Here is an 18,432-nt window from a genome sequence, read left to right on the forward strand (position 1 = left end):
AAATATTATGATAGATTTAAAAAAATTTGAGGTTGTTGAAATACCCCTAGAACAACAAAAAGAAATTTCAGGAGGATTTATGTGGGGATTAGCTTTTTTAGTGGCTTTAGGTGTAAGACTCCTTTTAGACGTGCTTGACTAGCAATTATAATTGCATAATAGTTAAACTCTCCTTGGTCATTTATTTTAACTATTAAATAAAAACTATCCAGTATTTGAATAAAATTTAGTTGCAAAATTTTTCAAAGCTTTATTTTAAATATTGGATAGGATTTTTAAAAATTATTTATAAATGAAATATATTTTTAGTATCATATTTTTTTCATTGTTGTTTATAAGTAATGCACAATCAAAATACTATAATTACAACATTTATGATGGAAAAGATTATCTATTTACGATGTCTCAAAGCAACGATTTAATGTTGAATTCAATACGATATATTGGGCAGGAAATAAATAATTCAGAAATTACAAAAAAAGAAGAAAAATTATATTCAGCGAGTTTGTTGATTTTTACTTCTTTAATTGGACAGGCACTTACACACGAAGCAGGTCATAAATCAGTGCTTTCCGAACTTGGAATTGGAAGCGTCAGCAAACCATTTTTTGATAAAAATTTAGTTGCAAAAGTAACAGGAGTAACTGATGAGAGTCTGATTAATTTAAGGGATAATAATTTGCCAAATTATATAAGACTTCATACAGCGGGATTAGAGTCGGATTATGCTTATTTAAGAAAATCAGATATGTATTTTAATTTTAATGAAGAAAGTTACAAAGTTCTTTATCCAGACTATTTGATGAGAAAATTAGGAGCTCAATTATATTATTTTAGTTCTTTTTACAATTCGACAACAAGAATTAAGGAAACAGATAGTAAAGAACTTAATCGAGATGTCGTCGGAAATGATGTATATGGGATGATCCGTCATTTACATAGACCCTCAATGGAGTTTTATCGTTATACTCAAAGAAAGGATTTAACTGATGAAGAAAAATCGTACGCTAAGAGGATTGGATATTTTTCATTGATTAATTTTTTAAATCCAAATATTTGGAAGTTGGGAAATTATAAATTGTCAAAAGATGTAGTAGGCAATTTTTCAGTTAATTACTCTTTAGCTCCATTTGGATATTTTACAGAACAAAATGCATATTTACAAATTAAAGATAAATATAAAATAAATCCTTATTTCCGTCAATATTTTAATAAAAGCTACACTTTTTTTGCAGGCGGACTTGCTCTGCATAATTATTCTTTTAATGATGAAAAATATTTATTGAATTCTTCTTTGGATTTTTGGGAGCAGCCAAAAAAATTAGAATTTAGAGCAAAGGAAGCAGAGTTTGGTGTTGGTATAAAATCGGAATTTGCAATTAGATTTTCAAAAGGAAAAGATGATTCGAAACCAACAACATATTTTAATTTAGGAATGTCATATAAAACAGCGGGTTTTATTCCTGAAGCACCTTCTCTTTCAGAAGATTTTCAAGTCCATCTAGGAATTATACTATCTGTCAAAAAATAAGTTATAGAAGATTTCTGGGAAATTTGAAACTATTAAATAAGTAAAAATGAAAGAAATTTCTATTGACTCAAAAAAAGTACTTCAGGTATTTTTTGATAAGGAATAATTATTACGTATTTCAGAAATATTTTTAGTGAAAAATAGATAAAAAAAGAAAAGGCTTTACTCCGTCCAATTTTATTAGACAAAACTCTGATAAGGTTGCTCTAAAAAAATAGTTCTCGAGAAAATGGTTTTGTTGAAAATTTATTAATTAATCTTTTAAATTTTAAATTATGAGTTTACAAGAATTGAATTTAGTTGAGCTTAATTCATAGGAACAAAAGGAATTTGAAGGAGGCTTTTTACCTCTTTTAGCGGTAGGAGCACTATTGTTATTTACAAGTTGTGTTCCGTGTCCAGCAGATAAATAAATTAATAATCTTAAAAAAATAATAAAATGAATTTAGAAAATTTAAATATTGTAGAGCTTAATTTTTCAGAGATAGAAGAAATTGAAGGTGGATTTATACCTCCTTTTGTTAGGAGCATGCTTACTTTTAGGTGGTTGCGTTGCTTATAAACCAGCGGTTGATCCGGCAAGAGATCGTTAGTAATTTTGAGGGATTTAAACATCCCTCAATTTATACAATTCTATTATGAATGCAAAAACAATATTAATTTGTATTCTGATTTTTATTTCTAGAGTAGCTGACTTGTATACAACACTGCTGGCGGCACAATTTTCGACGAAAAATTTTCATAAAGAAGAACAAAATTTAATTGTAAAAATAACTTCAATGAGTATGAAAACATTTTTTATTATGGAAATAATTTTAGCAGGTTTAGTAATAGGATGCTATTTGTTGTATTTAAAAAACAGGAATTTATTTGAAATAAAAACTTTCAATTTAAAGCAATACATAAACATGTATTTTTTTAATAAAACCACTACTGAAATAAAAGATTGGCTTACTTATATTAACTTAAAAAAAATACTTGTTTTGTTTGGTTCTTGTGTGCCAGTTTACATAATAACAACAAGTATTTTGTTTTCATTGAATAACTATTGGGTAAGTTTATATAAAGAGAATAATCAGACAGCAATCAAATATTATTTGTCATTAAATAAATATTATTTTTTTGACTTTATAATTTTTGTTTTCCCTATAATATTAATAATTCTTTTGTTGATACATAAGTTGGATAATGAATTTGAGAATAACAAAATATCAAAAATGGTCTATTGAAGTTAAGACTTATAATTTCGAAAATAAAAAAAATGTAATGAAAGTGAGTTAAACCAAATAGAAGGAGGGTTTGGGAATTATTCTATGCAATTAAAAAATAAATATTAATGTCAATTACTATGGCGTCATATACAACAATAATAAAGCTAATTGTATTTTCTTTTGTAATTCTTTTATTGTCTTCGTGCGCCTTAAAAGCAATTCCTTCTCAATATACTCCTGTTAAGGATGGTTTTGAAAATGTTGAATTAGATAAACTTGGCAATGGGAAAGTCTTGATTTATAATGGAGCAGATATTTTACATAAAATGGATAATACAGCTAGATTGAACATTTGGATAGATAATAATTCTTTAGGGCAATTAAAAGCAAGTGAATATGTCATTATAGATTTGCGCGAGGGAAATTATAATTTTAAAGTTCAACATTTAGATATGGTAAATATTCGAAGTAATCATAAGGTTGAAATTGATAGTAAAATAAAAGTCATCAAAATCAAACCGACTATAACTTCAAATAAATTAGAGATTATAAATGAGTTGCCTCAGAACTTTAATAAGTTCAGCTATACTAACAAGATATAAAAAACTGATTTTATCTCCTCCATTTTAATTAACTATGAAAGAAATTTCAATTGATTCAAAAAAAGTACAATTGTGGGGAATACTAATAAGCATTCCGATTATTTTAGTTTTTCTATTAATCTTGTTTTTTAATTGGGGTGAAGTATTTAATCAAAATTTAAAAGATATAAAAGCTTCAATTCAAATCTTTGATAGTAAAATAGCAAATACCATTTTAATTTTTTTGGTTCCAAATTTAATCATTTTTACAGCCATAATTGTTCACGAACTTATTCACGGTTTTTTTATGGCACTTTTTTCAAAAAAAGGATGGAAATCGGTGAAATTTGGGTTTATAAAAAAGCACTTAATGCCTTTTGCAAACTGCACAGAACCTTTGAAATCAAAAAAAATGTTGATTGTTTCACTTTCGCCTTTCTTTATATTAGGATTATTACCATCAATTTATGGCTTTCTGTTTAAGGATTTGGTTTTTTTATTTATTGGTTTTTCTATGACTTTAGGAGCTGTTGGCGATTTTATTTATGCCTATTTGATATTAAAAGCGGGTTTGAATCATACATTATTAGATCATAAGAGCCAAGTTGGTTTTATAATCATAGATTAAAAGTATCAAAAATGATTGAACAAAAAAGAAAAATGTCAGTTCACAAAGGTGGTAAGGAAGAGGCCGTGGTTCTAAAAATGTTATTAGATAGTTTCTCCATTCAGGTCTTTTAAGATTCATCGTTATTGTCTGTTTTTAATCCGTGGGGAGTTTTGGTTGGGGATGTTGATTCCGTAAAATTAAAGGTAAAAGAAGAAGATTATAATGAAGCAAAGACAATAATTGACAATTATCATTCTGGGAAATACATCATATAATTTATTATAAATTCTAAATTGAACTACATAAATTTAGGTTCAGATCCAAAAAACAACTTTGAAAATTTTAGCTCATAAAGCAAATCCAAAAGCTTTTCAATTCATTTGATTATTCTTTTAACTACTGTCGCTTTTCGAGATTATTGCCAATAATTAAAGTAGATATAAGTAGTTTAAATAAGGAGTCATTCGGGATAAAATAATTTCGGCAGTTTAACTTCCGTCCAATTTTATTAGACGGAAGTCTAATAAGTTTGCTATAACAAAATGTTCTCGAGAAAATGATTTTGTTGAAATTTATTAATTAACTATTTTAATTTTAAAATTATGAATTTAGAAGAATTGAATTTAGTAGAACTTGATGTTCAGGAATCGAAAGAAATTGAAGGGGGCTTTGGCATATTGTTTATCGCCGCTCATATTTTTGCGCTTGGCGTATATAATGGCTATAAATCAGCAGAAGCTAGTGCTCATTAATTAATAAATTAATATATATAAATATGGAAACGAGAGATTATGCAGTTATAGAATTAACTCAAGATGAGATTCAAGAGGTAGAGGGAGGATGGTTGCCAGTTGTTCTTGGCGGTATAGCCATTGCAGCCGCTGTTTACGGTGCAGGACGTGCTTGTGGGGAAGCTTTATACTATGCAACTCATTAATATTTTGAATATAGGGACTAGGTTCGTGTTTTTTAAAATTCCAAAGTTGAGTGTCATTTTACATAACACTTAATAAATAATATCTGGACAAAAACACTACAATGGCTTAAGGCTATTGTAGTGTTTCTTTTTCAAAAGAAAATTACTTTAATGAATTTCAGTTTAGATCCAATAAATACTCTTGAAAATCTTATTAGAAAAAATAAAACAAAGAGTTTTTCAATATATCTCGTTATTGTTTTGGCAATTCTAATTTTCTTAGGACTACTTCCTTTAATTAACATAGATATCAGTAGTCAAAGTCGCGGAATAATTCGTAGTAAAACAGATAATGTTCCTGTTACAACAATTGTGAGCGGAAGGGTTAACTGGATAGCTCTAAAGAACAATATTTTTGTAAAAAAGGGCGATACACTTTTAAAAATATCCAAAGAAAACCTAGAAAGTGATAAAAGAACTCAAGATATATTATCAAATTCTACTTCTTCCTTGCTAGAAGATATTTCAAATCTTTTACAAAATAAAACTTCGCAATTGGAGACTTCTACAGCACGTGAAGATTTATTCAAATTTCAATCAGGAAAAAAGGAACTGCAAAGTAAAATTTCGCAAGCGCAAGTAAATTATGATCGCAATAAAATTCTTTATGATAAAGATATTATTGCAAAAGCAGATTTCGAAAAACTGGAATATGAATTACGATTAACCAAGCATTCATTGCAAAATTATATAAGTCAACAGAAAGCAACATGGGAAAACCAGAAAAGAGATTTGGAAGAACGATTGAAAAATCTTAACGGAACTGTTGCCAAAATAAATGTAGAGGCAAATAATTATTTTGTTTTAGCACCAATTTCGGGCACTATCGAAAATTATTCTGGAGTTCAAAATGGTTCTTTTATAAATGCGTCACAAGCTGTTGCGACCATTTCTTCAGCAGATCATCTTATTGTTGAAAGTAATGTCGCTCCCAATGATATTGGTCTGATAAAGAAAAACCAAAAAGTAAAATTTCAATTGGATGCATTCAATTACAATCAATGGGGATTGTTGGAAGGAAAGGTAATTGATATCGACCGTAATATTACGATGCAGGGCGATCAGGCTTTTTTTAAGGTGCGATGTTCTTTAGATTCTAAAACTTTACGTTTAAAGTCGGGTTACAAAACCGATGTTTCAAAGGGAATGACTTTAACTACAAGATACATAGTTACCCGCAGAAGTTTATTCGAATTGTTGTTTGATAAAATTGACGATTGGCTAAACCCAAAACAACTACCAAATAGAAAATAAATGGCCTCGATAAAAATAAAACAACACGATATTAAAGATTGTGGTGCAGCTTGTTTGGCATCTATTGGAAATCATTTCAAAGTTAATCTGCCCATAGCAAGGATACGTCAATACGCTAATACTGATAAACGAGGCACTAATGTTTTAGGGATAATTGAAGCAGCTGAGAAAATGGGATTTACTGCAAAAGGAGTAAAAGGCGGTTTAGATTCTTTAGATAAAATTCCGCTTCCTGCTATTGCTCATATTATTACAAAAGAGCAGTTGCATCACTATGTGGTCATTTATAAGGTTGAAAAAAACGCCATTACAGTTATGGATCCGGGTTTGGGTAAAATGGAAACTTATACTATTGAAGATTTTCAAAAAATATGGTCAGGTGTTTTAATTCTTTTTGCGCCAAATGATGATTTTAAAATTAAAAACGAAAAAACTTCTCCAATAAAGAGATTTTGGAATTTAATTCAGCCACATAAAACTATTTTAATTCAGGCTCTAATTGGTGCCATTGTATTTACGGTTTTGGGATTGGCAATGTCAATTTATATTCAAAAAATAACAGACTATGTTTTGGTTGATGGAAATAGAAATCTGCTCAATTTGCTTAGTGTTTCCATGATCGCAATTATTCTTTTGCAAGCTTATATTGGTTCAAAGAAAAGTATTTTTGTAATGAAAACGGGTCAATTAATTGATGCCAAATTAATTTTGGGTTATTATAAACATTTGCTTCACCTGCCTCAGCGATTTTTTGATACGATGCAGATAGGAGAAATCACTTCTCGTATAAACGATGCTGTAAAAATTCGTTCTTTTATAAATGAAACGGCTATAGAAATGATTGTAAATGTCTTTATTGTCATTTTTTCATTTGCTTTAATGTTTACGTATTATTGGAAATTAGCTTTGGTCATTATTCTTGTAATTCCATTTTATACATTGATTTATTTTCTCCTAAATAATTTCAACAAAAAAGTAGAACGAAACATTATGGAAAATGCCGCCGAATTACAAACCCAATTAGTAGAAAGTATCACACATGTAAGAACAGTAAAAGAATTTGGAATAGAAGATTTTTCAAATCTAAAAACAGAAAATAAATTTGTAAAACTTTTATTTACAACGTATAAATCTGGTTTAAATGTTGTTTTTGCTTCAACTTCGACGCAATTTTTGGCTTCTGCTTTTACCGTAATCTTAATGTGGATTGGTTCAGGATATGTAATTGATAGAGCTATTACTCCAGGAGAATTATTTTCTTTTTATGCTTTAATAGGATATTTTACCTCGCCCGTAGCGTCTTTAATTGGTATGAATAAAACCGCACAGAATGCATTAATTGCTGCTGATAGGCTTTTTGAAATTATGGATTTAGAAAGAGAGGAAACGGAAAATAAGATCGAACTGCAAAAAGAAAACCTAGGAGACATAAAATTTGAAAATATCTCATTCCGTTATGGATCTCGTATAGAGGTTTTTAAAAACTTTAATGCAGTATTTAAAAAGAATGAAACTACAGCCATAGTTGGAGAAAGTGGCAGTGGGAAAACAACTTTGATTTCTTTGCTTCAAAATTTATACCCAATAAAAGAGGGCAAAATTTTAATTGGGGAATATGATACTAAATTTATTCACTATAAGAGTTTGCGTCAAATGATTGGAGTTATCCCACAACAGCTTAATTTATTTTCGGGGAATATTATCGAAAATATTGCTTTGGGAGATTCATTTCCAAATATTCAAAGAATTTTAGATTTATCCCAACAATTGGGAATTACAGAGTTTGTAGAAAAACTTCCAAACGGTTTTGAAACGCAGATTGGTGAAAACGGAGCAATGCTTTCTGGAGGACAAAAGCAAAGAATAGCTATTGCAAGAGCTATATATAAAAACCCTGAAATTTTATTGCTGGACGAAGCAACGTCATCATTGGATACTAATTCAGAAAAAATTGTAAAAGGAGTTATTGATAATTTTAAATCACAGGGAAAAACGATTATAGTTATTGCGCATCGTTTAAGTACAATTGCAAATGCTGATACAATTTTGGTAATGAAAGAAGGAAATATTGTTGAATCTGGAAATCATTTGGATTTATTGGAACAAAAATTAGAATATTTTAATCTTTGGAATAAACAGAATTTACTTTAAAGATTATTAATGAAGAAAAATAAATGCGTTTAACTTCCGTCCAATTTTATTAGACGGAAGTATGATAAGTTTGCTATAATAAAAACGTTCTCGAGAAAATGATTTTTGTTTTAAATTATTAATCATTTAAATTTTAAAGTTATGAATTTAGAAGAATTGAATTTAGCAGAGCTTAATGTTCATGAAGTCCAAGAAGTTGAAGGGGGTTGTCCAGTTTGTTTGTATTTACAGTGTGAATCACATGTAAAAGATTTTTTAAGAGGATTGTTTGACTTATAAATTTGAATAAATTATGCTAGTAGAATTAAAAAACACAGAATTGGTTGAGATTAATGGAGGTTGTCAAGATTGTTACGATAATGGCGCTAAATTAAGAAAATTAATAGGTATTGCTTGGGATGTTCTCATGGCTATTTAAATAAATATAGAGGTTGTCTTAACAACCTCTTTTTATTTGCTCAACTTAAATAAGAAAAATGAACTATAGAAGTACAATTAATTACAGCTTAAAAGAGAAAGTACTAAAAGTAATAACTTCATATTTACTAGGTTTAAGTTTAATTATTATTACAGTATTAGTAATAATCTTGCCTCTCGATTTTATTATTACTAAATATCTTCATTTTGAATCTGTCAAAGAATTAATACATCAAACACAAAACAAATATGTTAAGTATCCTTTTTATATAACTGTCTTTATAGGTCCTATTATTGAGGAATTATTGTTTCGGTTATGCTTAATAGTTAACAGAAAAAATATCTCAATTTTTACAGGTTTTTTTTTGCATGAAATATTACGAAGACGTTTTATAAAACTAAATTTTCATGATGAATTATATTTCTATATAATTTTAATTGGTGTTTTTACTTTTTTACTTACATGGAAATTTTTGACTCCAACGATTATTAATTCTATTGACAAGAAGCAAAATTGCTTAGTTTGGATTTCAATAATATTTTTTGGATTAATACATATTACTAATATTAAGATTCTGCATTGGGAATTAGCGTTGTTTTATCCTTTTTATGTAATACCCCAAATGATCATGGGGTATTTTATTACTAATTTAAGATTAAAATACGGTTTTTTATGGGGTCTGTCTTTGCATTCACTATTTAATTTTATTGCAATTATTATATAATCAGAAATAAATTAGAAGCAACATTATTTTATTTAAATGAAAATAAGAGTTTCATATTAACTGTAAAAAAATATGTCAAAATATAAACTAACTAAAAATGAAAGTCAAAGGATTGGAAAAGGGAAAAATGAAAATATAATTTTCAATATTATTCTTTTCATTTTTCTATTAGTTGTTTTTTTTAAATGGAATTCAATTGACGACTTTTTTAATCATTTCTTTTTTTTTGGCGACTTCAAAATAAAAATTATCACATTCGTTATGTTATAGTATTTATTAATGTTTAAAAAATAGCAGACTATACTAAAAAATATTTTTTTAAAGTAATATTAAGTTTTCTCTGAAAACGATAAAAGATGATGAATCAAAAGAAATTTTTGAAGGCTCAAACTTACGTCCAATTTTATTAGACGGAACTATAATTGTTATGACTTAACTACTAAGAAAAAAATTGACCACAATCCTAAATTACTTGTTCCTGATCCGGTTTAGAAAATTAGTTTCTAAAGGCGATAATCTGGCAATATTTTTAATAGTACTTCTTTATTTAACAGTTGCATTTTTGATTTTTAAAAATTATGATTCCTTCAGAAATTACGTTCCCTTTCTTTTTGTCGATATTATAATTTATCATTTGCAAAGGTCAGATTTGGAACTTTTAAAAATGAAGAGAAATTATAAAGTAATCTTATTTACAGAATATATTATTTATTCATTTCCATTTTATCTGGTGCTTTTATTAAAAAGAGAGTTTGTTCCTATTGCGATAATTATTTTGTTTAAAATAGCATTGATTAGCGTACCTAGATTCAATCTCAAAATCATAAAATATCCTTTTGATACCTTTAATATTTACTGGCATATTTCTTTCAGAAAATACAAGATCATTTATATTCTTCCAGTATTGATTCTGGTCATTTTTATGGCAGTAAACAGCAATAATCAAAATCTTCAGTATGCCGTTTTTCTGGGTTTGTCTGTAATTGCTTGTGTTCCTTCATTCGAAAGAGAACAAATTGAAGAGATAAAGCAAAATCCGTTTGATGCCGTAAAATATGTAAGATATCAGTTTAAAAATTCAATTATAAATACCGCTTATTTAATATTTCCAATAGCAATAACATTGTCTTTTTTATTGCAATGGGAAAAAATGATATTCTTGATTTTTATATTTATAGCGCCTCTTTATAATCTGTTGTTAAAGTATATTTGTTTTAATAATAGCTTGTTACAGCAGATTTTCTTTGCCATTTTTATTACCGGAAGTATATTTTTATTTGGAGTTCCTTTTTTAGCGACGCCCATTATCTATAAAAAAGCGATTAAAACTTTAAAACAATTAAAGGCATGCTAAGGATTACTATTGATCAAAAGAAATACAAGGATAAATCGATATTAGAAAACATTAATATTATTATCTATCAACCAGGAATTTACGGTGTTGTTGGGAAAAATGGTCAAGGCAAAACCACACTTTTTAAATGTATCGTAGGTTTAGAGAAGTTTAAAGGAAGTTGTTTTATAAATGATGAAAAGGTGATATTGCAAAATGTAGGCTGGATTCCAACAGATCCTCCAATTTACGGAGAACTTACTGCCGATGAATTTTACGATTTTTATGCGCATTTATTAGATGTAAGAACAAAAAGCATCAATCGAATATTTGAAATTCCAGATAATCAATTAATACGCGAATTTTCTACAGGAATGAAAAAGAAAACATACTTGAATGCTGTTTTTAAAAAGGAATTTCCAATTTACATTCTAGATGAACCGTTTAACGGATTGGATTTAGAATCGAATTATTTATTAATGAATTACATTAGAGGACTTTCTAAAACCTGTATTGTTTTTATTTCCTCTCATATTTTAGAAATTCTCTATAAAGATTGTGATCAAATTTTTCTGCTGAAAGATAAAAACATACAGACGTTTGAGAAAAGTGAATTTCCAGAGATAGAAAAAACACTTTTTATGTAATTGCATGAGAAAACAGAATTTGCTTTAAATGTTTGTTAATTAATAAACATTTAGATTTCTCCTTTTATAAGGAAGCCGTAACTTTACTTTTTAAACGGCTGCCGTCTTCAGTTGGTAGTCTAAATCTATTAAAAGTTACAAGTATGGCTTCACAATTATTTTCTCCATTACTATTAAAAAATACCACATTAAAAAATAGAATCGTCATTTCGCCAATGTGCCAATATTCTGCCGAAGACGGATATGCAAACGATTGGCACCTGGTTCATTTAGGAAGTCGTGCGAGCGGAGGCGCCGGATTGATTATTCAGGAAGCAACTGCCGTTTCTCCCGAAGCTCGAATTTCGCCTGCTGATCTTGGAATTTGGAAAGATGAGCATATTCAAAAACTGAAACAAATCAATCAATTTATCGTTTCTCAAAATGCTGTGCCCGGAATTCAATTGGCGCACGCTGGACGAAAAGCAAGTGTTTCGGCTCCGTGGCTTGGCAATAAAAAATTGGATTTCGCTCAAGGCGGATGGCAAACCGTTGCGCCAAGTGCGATTGCATATCATGAGAATGAACCTTTTCTTCCTGAAGCCTTAGATAAAAACGGAATCCAAAAAGTGATTTCTGATTTTAAATCCGCAACCAAAAGAGTCGTTGAAGCCGGATATCAAGTTCTCGAAATTCACGCAGCGCACGGTTATTTGTTGCATCAGTTTTTATCGCCTTTGACAAATGTAAGAACCGATGAATATGGAGGAAGTTTTGAAAATAGAATCCGTTTTACATTAGAAGTTGTAGAAGCAGTTCAATCAGAATGGCCGGAAAATCTTCCTTTATTTGTTCGAATTTCAGCAACAGATTGGGCAGAAAACGGATGGAATCCAGAAGAATCTGTAGTACTTTCTAAAATTTTAAAAGAAAAAGGAGTAGATTTAATTGATGTTTCGTCAGGCGGATTGGTTTCGCATCAAAAAATCAATATTGGTCCAGGTTACCAAGTTCCTTTTGCAGAAAAAGTAAAAAGTGAAGCCAATATTTTAACCGGAGCAGTTGGTTTAATTACGGACGCAAAACAAGCCGAAGAAATTTTGAATAATGGCCAAGCCGACTTAATTTTGTTTGCCAGAGAATCATTAAGAAACCCGAATTTGCCTTTAGATTTCGCCAAAGAATTAAACGACGATATTCATTGGCCAAAACAATACGAAAGAGCTAAACTATAATTTATTTAGCCACAGATTTTACAGATTAAAAGGATTTTTCTGAGTTTTTTCGCCACGAATTACACAAATTTTCACAAATCGTTGCGTTCAAAAACTTAAAAAATTCGTGAAAATTTGTGTAATTCGTGGCAAAAGAGAAATCCTTTCTAATCATATTAATCTGTGGCGAAAAAAAACTAAAACAAAATGCAAAAAATAAAAACAGCACTATTATCATACGGAATGTCGGGGAAAGTTTTTCACGCTCCGTTTTTAGATATTCATCCCGGTTTTGAATTATTAGGATCTTGGGAGCGAAGCAAAAAACTCATTCAGGAAGATTATCCGTACGTACAAAGTTATCCATCAATTGATGATTTATTGGCAGATGATGTCGATTTAGTAATCGTAAACACGCCAGTAGGAACGCATTATGAATATGCGAAAAAAGTACTTTTGGCAGGAAAACATGCTGTTGTAGAAAAAGCTTTCACAACAACTGTTGCCGAAGCCGAAGAGCTCACTCAAATTGCCAAAGACAAAGGATTAAAATTAGCCGTTTTTCAAAACAGAAGATGGGACAGCGATTTTAAAACGATTCAGAAAATAATTCATGATGGAGTTTTAGGCGAATTGGTTGAAGCCGAATTTCATTTTGACAGATATAATCCGTTGTTGAGCCCAAAAGCGCACAAAGAAACGGCAAATGACGGAGCGGGAGTTTTAAAAGATTTAGGGCCACATATTATTGATCAGGCAATTTGTTTGTTTGGTTCACCAAAATCGGTATTTGGGGATATTCGTTTTACTAGGCAAAATTCTTTGGTTGATGATTGGTTTGATTTGGCATTGATTTATGAAAATTTCAGGGTGCGTTTAAAAGCAGGTTTTTTTGTTAGAGAAGCTAATCCTGCTTATACTATTCATGGCAAAAAAGGCTCTTTTTTAAAGCCAAGAGGCGATGTTCAGGAAGATGAATTGAAACTCGGAAAAAAACCAAATTTAGAAGCTTGGGGAACAGAACCAGAAGATTTGCAAGGTCTTCTGCATACTGAAATTGACGGAAAAGTAATTCGCGAAAAAGTACCAACATTACAAGGAAATTATTTCTCGTTTTTTGACGGCGTTTACAATTCAATTACAAACAATACAACAGAACCTGTTACAGGTCAAGACGGCGTAAAAGTAATGCAGATTATTGAAGCTGCCATTGCGAGTAATACGCAAAGAACGGTAATAAATTTGTAGCGAATAATGGCCCACGGATTATGCGGATTGAAACTGGTTTTCGCTGGTTTTGTTTTTTTCAATCTCTGGCAAAATACGTAATGAATAATCGTAGAGACGCACTGCAGTGCGTCTTTTTTTATGTCGGAAAAAAAATCAGTATCAGTGCAAATCTGTTTTAATCAGCGTAATCCGTGGCCCAAAAAAACACAGCAATTTATAAACAATAACGTTGTAAATAAAGGAACATTTTTCAGCATAAAAGAAATACGTCGTTTTTTTGTACTTTTATGTAATAATCCCAAAATGCACCGATTTTGATAAATTTCAATCCATTAGAACTATTTCAGACAAAAGGAAAAATCAAGAAAGTTTTCAGAGAAGCAAAAGCCTCTTATTTGAACCGAATTCGTTTTGCCGTTGGAATGTTTTATTTCGGAATGGGATTAAGTTTTGCAACCTGGGCAAGTAGAATTCCAGATATTAAAACCGCTCTTCATTTAACCGAAGGCGATTTGGGATCCATACTTTTTGCTTTGCCAATGGGACAATTGATCATCATGCCTTTTTCAGGGAAAATGGTGACCAAGTTTGGAAGCCACCGTATTTTGATTTTCTCTTTAATAATGTATGTTTTATGCCTTATCAATTTAGGATTGGCAACAACTGCACTACAATTATCATTAGGTTTATTCTTGTTTGGTTTATTTGGAAATTTAGCCAATATTGCCGTAAACACTCAGGGCGTTTATACCGAAGTGCTTTTTAGAAAAACAATCATGTCGTCGTTTCACGGAATGTGGAGTTTTGCGGGTTTTACAGGGGCTTTGGTTGGCTTAGGAATGCTTGCATTAAACTTGTCGCCACTACATCATTTTTTAATAGTGGCAGCGGTGGTTTTGCTTATGATTGCTTTTAATTTTAAATTTTTGGTCAAAGCCAAAGAAAAGAAAATCAAGAATAAAGGCGAAAAGAAAAAATTATTTACAAAACCAGACAGCGCCTTGATTTGGCTTGGCGTAATAGGATTTTGCAGTATGGCGAGCGAAGGTGTTATGTTTGATTGGAGCGGTGTTTATTTTAAAGATATTGTAAAAGCTCCTGGACCTTTGGTTGTTCTAGGATATACTTCATTTATGATTATGATGGCCAGTGGAAGATTTCTTGGTGACGGGCTTATCAATAAATTTGGACGCGAACGCGTGATGCAAATCAGCGGCATCATGATTTCTGGCGGACTTTTCACAGCTGTTTTTCTGCCGTATTTATTTCCGTGTACAATTGCTTTTATGGCAGTTGGTCTTGGAGTTGCCACAATTGTTCCTACGGTTTACAGTTTGGCCGGAAAAAACCCAACTGTGCCACCAGGAGAAGCTTTAACGATCGTTTCCAGTGTAAGTTTCTTAGGGTTTTTAATGGGACCTCCCGTAATTGGCCATATAGCGCAAAATTTCGGACTTCAATTTTCTTTTGCTTTTATCGGAATCTTTGGTGTTTTGATTGCTTTTATGGTGTCTAAAATTAGAACTTCGGCTTAAAAACAAAACAAAAAATAGCAAATCTATTTAATTAATTTTGAATTTCAACTCATTTAATAATGAGAAAAAACTTATATTTTCAATTTATTTCTTTATATTTGGAATTCAAGATTTAAGAATTTAAATCCATTTATTTCTCCAAAAACCAATTTTATCTTTTGAATAGGAAGAATTTCCGAAAATAATTTTCAAAAATAAATTGGAATTTTTATGATTGAAAGATACGCTACATTTTTTATTTTATTGGTTTTTGATTTTGCTTTTGCGCAAGAAACAGTCTTTAGAGGAATTATTGTTGACGCGAAAACGCAAAACCCGCTTGAAAATGTTGTCGTGAGTATTCAAAATTCGGCCATTACGCAACTTACTTCAAAAGATGGGAAATTTGAATTGCATTCTTCTCTAAATGGAGAACAACTTCTTTTAATTCATAGTCAAGGTTTCAAGGATTTATTACTTAAAATTCAATCAAAATTTGGTGAAAATGTAAATCTCGGCATCCTACAATTAGAAGATTTATATACTGATGAGACTCCTGCCGCTTTAATTACGCTTTTAGACACTGATTTGTCTGATGACAGTAGTTCTTCAGATATGACATCCGGGCTTTTGCAGTCTTCTAAAGATGCGTTTATGCAGGCATCAGCATTTAATTGGGGTCAAGCCCGATTTAGAGTTCGAGGTTTAGACAGCGAAAACGGGACCATGATGCTCAATGGCATGATCATGAATAAACTCTATGACGGAAGACCACAATGGAGTAATTGGGGTGGATTGAATAATGTGATCCGAAATCAAGAATTTTCGGTAGGAGCGGCAGTTTCCAATTATGCTTTTGGAGGCGTTTTAGGAACACAACAAATTTTTACAAGAGCTTCTCTGTATCGAAAAGGAAGATCATTTACACTTTCTGGCAGCAACGGGGCTTATACTTGGCGCGGAATTGCTACAGAAGCCTCCGGAATGAATTCTTCAGGTTGGGCTTATGTAATTTCGGCAGGCAAAAGATGGGCGGAAGTAGGTTATTTTGATGGAACAAATTTCGATGCAGAATCCTTTTTTCTTAGTGTAGAAAAGAAATTGAACAATAGGCATTCTTTGAATTTTACAGGATTTTATACGCCAAATTCGCGTGGAAAAAATTCGCCAAATACAAATGAAGTAATTCATTTAATGGGTGAAAAATACAATTCGTATTGGGGATTTCAGAATGGAGATAAACGAAATGCGAGAGTAAAAAATGTCGAAGAACCCCTGTTGATGCTCAATCATTATTTTAAGATTGATGAAAGAACAAATCTGAATTCTGGAATCATGTATCAATTTGGGAAAGTAGGAAACAGTACTATTGATTATCAAAATGCGAATAGTCCAGATCCTGTTTATTACCGAAAAATGCCGAGTTATTTTAGTTCGCTTTATGCAAAAGATCAAGGAGAATTTTCAGGCCAGTTTACTCCCGATTATGAAAATGCCGAAAAAAGCAAAGAAACATTTTTGGCGAATCCGCAGATTGATTGGAAAGCAATGTATTTGGCAAATCAAAAACCAAGCGGAAATGGTTACGAGCCGGCACAAAGTCATTATGTTCTTTATGAAGATCGCACTGATGATAAAACATTTGCATTCAATTCTACTCTAAACACTCAGATCAATTCAAATCTTTCCTTTGATGGAGGATTTGTTTATAAGAATTTGAAATCGCATAATTTTCAGTATTTATTGGATCTTCTTGGCGGTGAATATTTTCTAGATATTGACCCTTTTTATAAAGGCAATCTTTCACAATCCGATTTATTGCACCCAAATCGATTAGTCAAAAAAGGAGATACTTATGGCTATAATTATAATTTTTTGGCCCACACTTTTGATGTTTTTACGCAGTTTAAATTCACGTATAATAAAACTGAATTCTTTTTGGCACAATCGTATTCCATGTCAGATTATCAAAGAGAGGGTTTATATCAAAACGGACTTTATCCCACAAATTCATTAGGAAAAAGCGAGAAGGTGAATTTTGAAAATTTTGGGTTTAAAGGCGGATTCACGTATAAGATTTCGGGAAAACAATTGCTTTTTTTCAATGGTGAACACCTAACAAGAGCCCCGTCTTTGAGAAATACTTTTTCAAATGCACGTTTAAATAATTCGGTTGTAAATGGAATTCAAAGTGAAAATATAAGCAGTGTTGAGGCAAATTATATATATCGTTCACCAAAACTCAAATTTCGTTTCACAGCTTACCATACTTCAATAAAAAACACTGCAAAAACTTCTTTTTTTTATGCCGAAGGAATTTTTGATAACGGCGCAGGATATGATCCTACAGATGCATTTGTCAGTCAAACGCTAACCAATCTAGATAAGAGAAATACAGGGGCAGAATTAAGTTTTGAATATCAAATATCATCTACTTTAAAAACCATTTTTGCAGCTTCTTATGGAAATTTTGTTTACACCAGTAATCCTGATGTAACAATTACAAACGATGCAAATCTTGCAAAAGACAATTCTCAAACCACGTTTGATTTTGGGCCTGCTTATCTTAAAAATTACAAACAAGCAGGAACGCCACAGCAAGCCTATTCACTTGGAGTAGAATATCGTGATCCTAAATTTTGGTGGTTGGGCGCGAATATCAATTATTTGGCAGATAATTATATTGATGTTTCTCCAATTTCGCGAACAGCACAGTTTTATATTAACCCAGTGAATGGATTTCCTTTTCCAGAAGCGACTTTTGAACGCGGAAATGAATTGCTGAAACAAGAAAAATTTGAACCAATTATATTGCTTAATGTTAATGGCGGAAAGTCTTGGCGCTTTCGCAAAAAATATATCGGACTTTTTGCTAGCGTTAATAATGTATTGAATTTAATGTACAAAACAGGCGGTTTCGAACAGGCTCGAAATGCTAATTATAGAGCATTGAATCAAGATGTTTCCAGCGGAACGCCTTCATTTGGATCAAAATATTATTACGGTTACGGTCGCACTTATTTCTTAAATCTAACAATCGGATTATAAATTGAAATTTA

General features: G+C 30.8%; 19 protein-coding genes and 1 pseudogene. All 20 read left to right on the forward strand.

Translation table 11 applies throughout. The features are described from left to right. The first annotated feature begins 7 nt into the window (after positions 1–7). The 20 genes and pseudogenes from SCB73_RS07595 (at position 8) to SCB73_RS07685 (ending at position 18,421) form a co-directional block, all read left to right on the forward strand. Positions 8–142 (forward strand): hypothetical protein, encoded by a 135-nt coding sequence (locus tag SCB73_RS07595; protein ID WP_320569459.1) that lies wholly within the window; start codon positions 8–10, stop codon positions 140–142. A gap of 150 nt (positions 143–292) precedes the next feature. Continuing rightward, the gene (locus SCB73_RS07600) at positions 293–1,531 is read left to right on the forward strand and encodes a hypothetical protein (protein ID WP_320569460.1); all 1,239 of its coding nucleotides are present in this window, start codon (positions 293–295) and stop codon (positions 1,529–1,531) included. A gap of 439 nt (positions 1,532–1,970) precedes the next feature. Further along, positions 1,971–2,093, forward strand: a complete 123-nt coding sequence (locus SCB73_RS07605; RefSeq protein ID WP_320569461.1) for a hypothetical protein — start codon at positions 1,971–1,973, stop codon at positions 2,091–2,093. A gap of 76 nt (positions 2,094–2,169) precedes the next feature. After that, entirely contained in the window at positions 2,170–2,760 is a 591-nt protein-coding gene (locus SCB73_RS07610) for a hypothetical protein (protein ID WP_320569462.1), read from the forward strand. A gap of 27 nt (positions 2,761–2,787) precedes the next feature. Next, a pseudogene (locus tag SCB73_RS21230) lies at positions 2,788–2,868 on the forward strand (bacteriocin); the annotation flags it as partial. After that, positions 2,868–3,344 (forward strand): hypothetical protein, encoded by a 477-nt coding sequence (locus SCB73_RS07615; RefSeq protein ID WP_320569463.1) that lies wholly within the window; start codon positions 2,868–2,870, stop codon positions 3,342–3,344. The pseudogene SCB73_RS21230 and the gene SCB73_RS07615, both read left to right, overlap by 1 nt. A 34-nt stretch (positions 3,345–3,378) precedes the next feature. Continuing rightward, positions 3,379–3,951 carry a DUF3267 domain-containing protein gene (locus tag SCB73_RS07620; RefSeq protein WP_320569464.1) on the forward strand — a complete coding sequence of 191 codons (573 nt, stop codon included), beginning with the start codon at positions 3,379–3,381 and terminating at the stop codon, positions 3,949–3,951. 584 nt (positions 3,952–4,535) lie between these two features. Next, positions 4,536–4,685 (forward strand): class IIb bacteriocin, lactobin A/cerein 7B family, encoded by a 150-nt coding sequence (locus SCB73_RS07625; RefSeq protein WP_320569465.1) that lies wholly within the window; start codon positions 4,536–4,538, stop codon positions 4,683–4,685. Between the two features lie 23 nt (positions 4,686–4,708). After that, positions 4,709–4,870 carry a class IIb bacteriocin, lactobin A/cerein 7B family gene (locus SCB73_RS07630; protein WP_320569466.1) on the forward strand — a complete coding sequence of 54 codons (162 nt, stop codon included), beginning with the start codon at positions 4,709–4,711 and terminating at the stop codon, positions 4,868–4,870. A 150-nt stretch (positions 4,871–5,020) separates the two neighbouring features. Next, positions 5,021–6,163, forward strand: coding sequence for an HlyD family secretion protein (locus SCB73_RS07635; protein WP_320569467.1), 1,143 nt, complete (start codon positions 5,021–5,023; stop codon positions 6,161–6,163). Next, positions 6,164–8,314: a peptidase domain-containing ABC transporter gene (locus tag SCB73_RS07640; RefSeq protein WP_320569468.1), complete on the forward strand. Its 2,151-nt coding sequence runs from the start codon at positions 6,164–6,166 to the stop codon at positions 8,312–8,314. A gap of 141 nt (positions 8,315–8,455) precedes the next feature. Beyond that, positions 8,456–8,593: a hypothetical protein gene (locus SCB73_RS07645; RefSeq protein ID WP_320569469.1), complete on the forward strand. Its 138-nt coding sequence runs from the start codon at positions 8,456–8,458 to the stop codon at positions 8,591–8,593. A 13-nt stretch (positions 8,594–8,606) separates the two neighbouring features. Continuing rightward, positions 8,607–8,732 carry a hypothetical protein gene (locus tag SCB73_RS07650; protein ID WP_256380876.1) on the forward strand — a complete coding sequence of 42 codons (126 nt, stop codon included), beginning with the start codon at positions 8,607–8,609 and terminating at the stop codon, positions 8,730–8,732. 58 nt (positions 8,733–8,790) lie between these two features. Continuing rightward, entirely contained in the window at positions 8,791–9,456 is a 666-nt protein-coding gene (locus tag SCB73_RS07655) for a CPBP family glutamic-type intramembrane protease (protein ID WP_320569470.1), read from the forward strand. Between the two features lie 664 nt (positions 9,457–10,120). Beyond that, on the forward strand, positions 10,121–10,810 hold the full coding sequence (locus SCB73_RS07660; protein WP_320569471.1) for a hypothetical protein: 690 nt from the start codon (positions 10,121–10,123) through the stop codon (positions 10,808–10,810). Next, on the forward strand, positions 10,804–11,436 hold the full coding sequence (locus tag SCB73_RS07665) for an ABC transporter ATP-binding protein (protein WP_320569472.1): 633 nt from the start codon (positions 10,804–10,806) through the stop codon (positions 11,434–11,436). The genes SCB73_RS07660 and SCB73_RS07665 overlap by 7 nt, the downstream gene beginning before the upstream one ends. Positions 11,437–11,579: 143 nt before the next feature. Beyond that, positions 11,580–12,650, forward strand: coding sequence for an NADH:flavin oxidoreductase/NADH oxidase (locus SCB73_RS07670; protein WP_320569473.1), 1,071 nt, complete (start codon positions 11,580–11,582; stop codon positions 12,648–12,650). Positions 12,651–12,836: 186 nt separating this feature from the next. Further along, positions 12,837–13,877, forward strand: coding sequence for a Gfo/Idh/MocA family oxidoreductase (locus SCB73_RS07675; protein ID WP_320569474.1), 1,041 nt, complete (start codon positions 12,837–12,839; stop codon positions 13,875–13,877). A gap of 296 nt (positions 13,878–14,173) precedes the next feature. Beyond that, positions 14,174–15,394: an MFS transporter gene (locus SCB73_RS07680; RefSeq protein WP_320569475.1), complete on the forward strand. Its 1,221-nt coding sequence runs from the start codon at positions 14,174–14,176 to the stop codon at positions 15,392–15,394. 210 nt (positions 15,395–15,604) lie between these two features. Further along, on the forward strand, positions 15,605–18,421 hold the full coding sequence (locus SCB73_RS07685) for a carboxypeptidase-like regulatory domain-containing protein (RefSeq protein WP_320569476.1): 2,817 nt from the start codon (positions 15,605–15,607) through the stop codon (positions 18,419–18,421). The last annotated feature ends 11 nt before the right edge of the window (positions 18,422–18,432 follow it).

The organism is Flavobacterium sp. KACC 22761 (genome assembly GCF_034058155.1).
In the GTDB taxonomy this organism is placed as follows: Bacteria; Bacteroidota; Bacteroidia; order Flavobacteriales; family Flavobacteriaceae; genus Flavobacterium.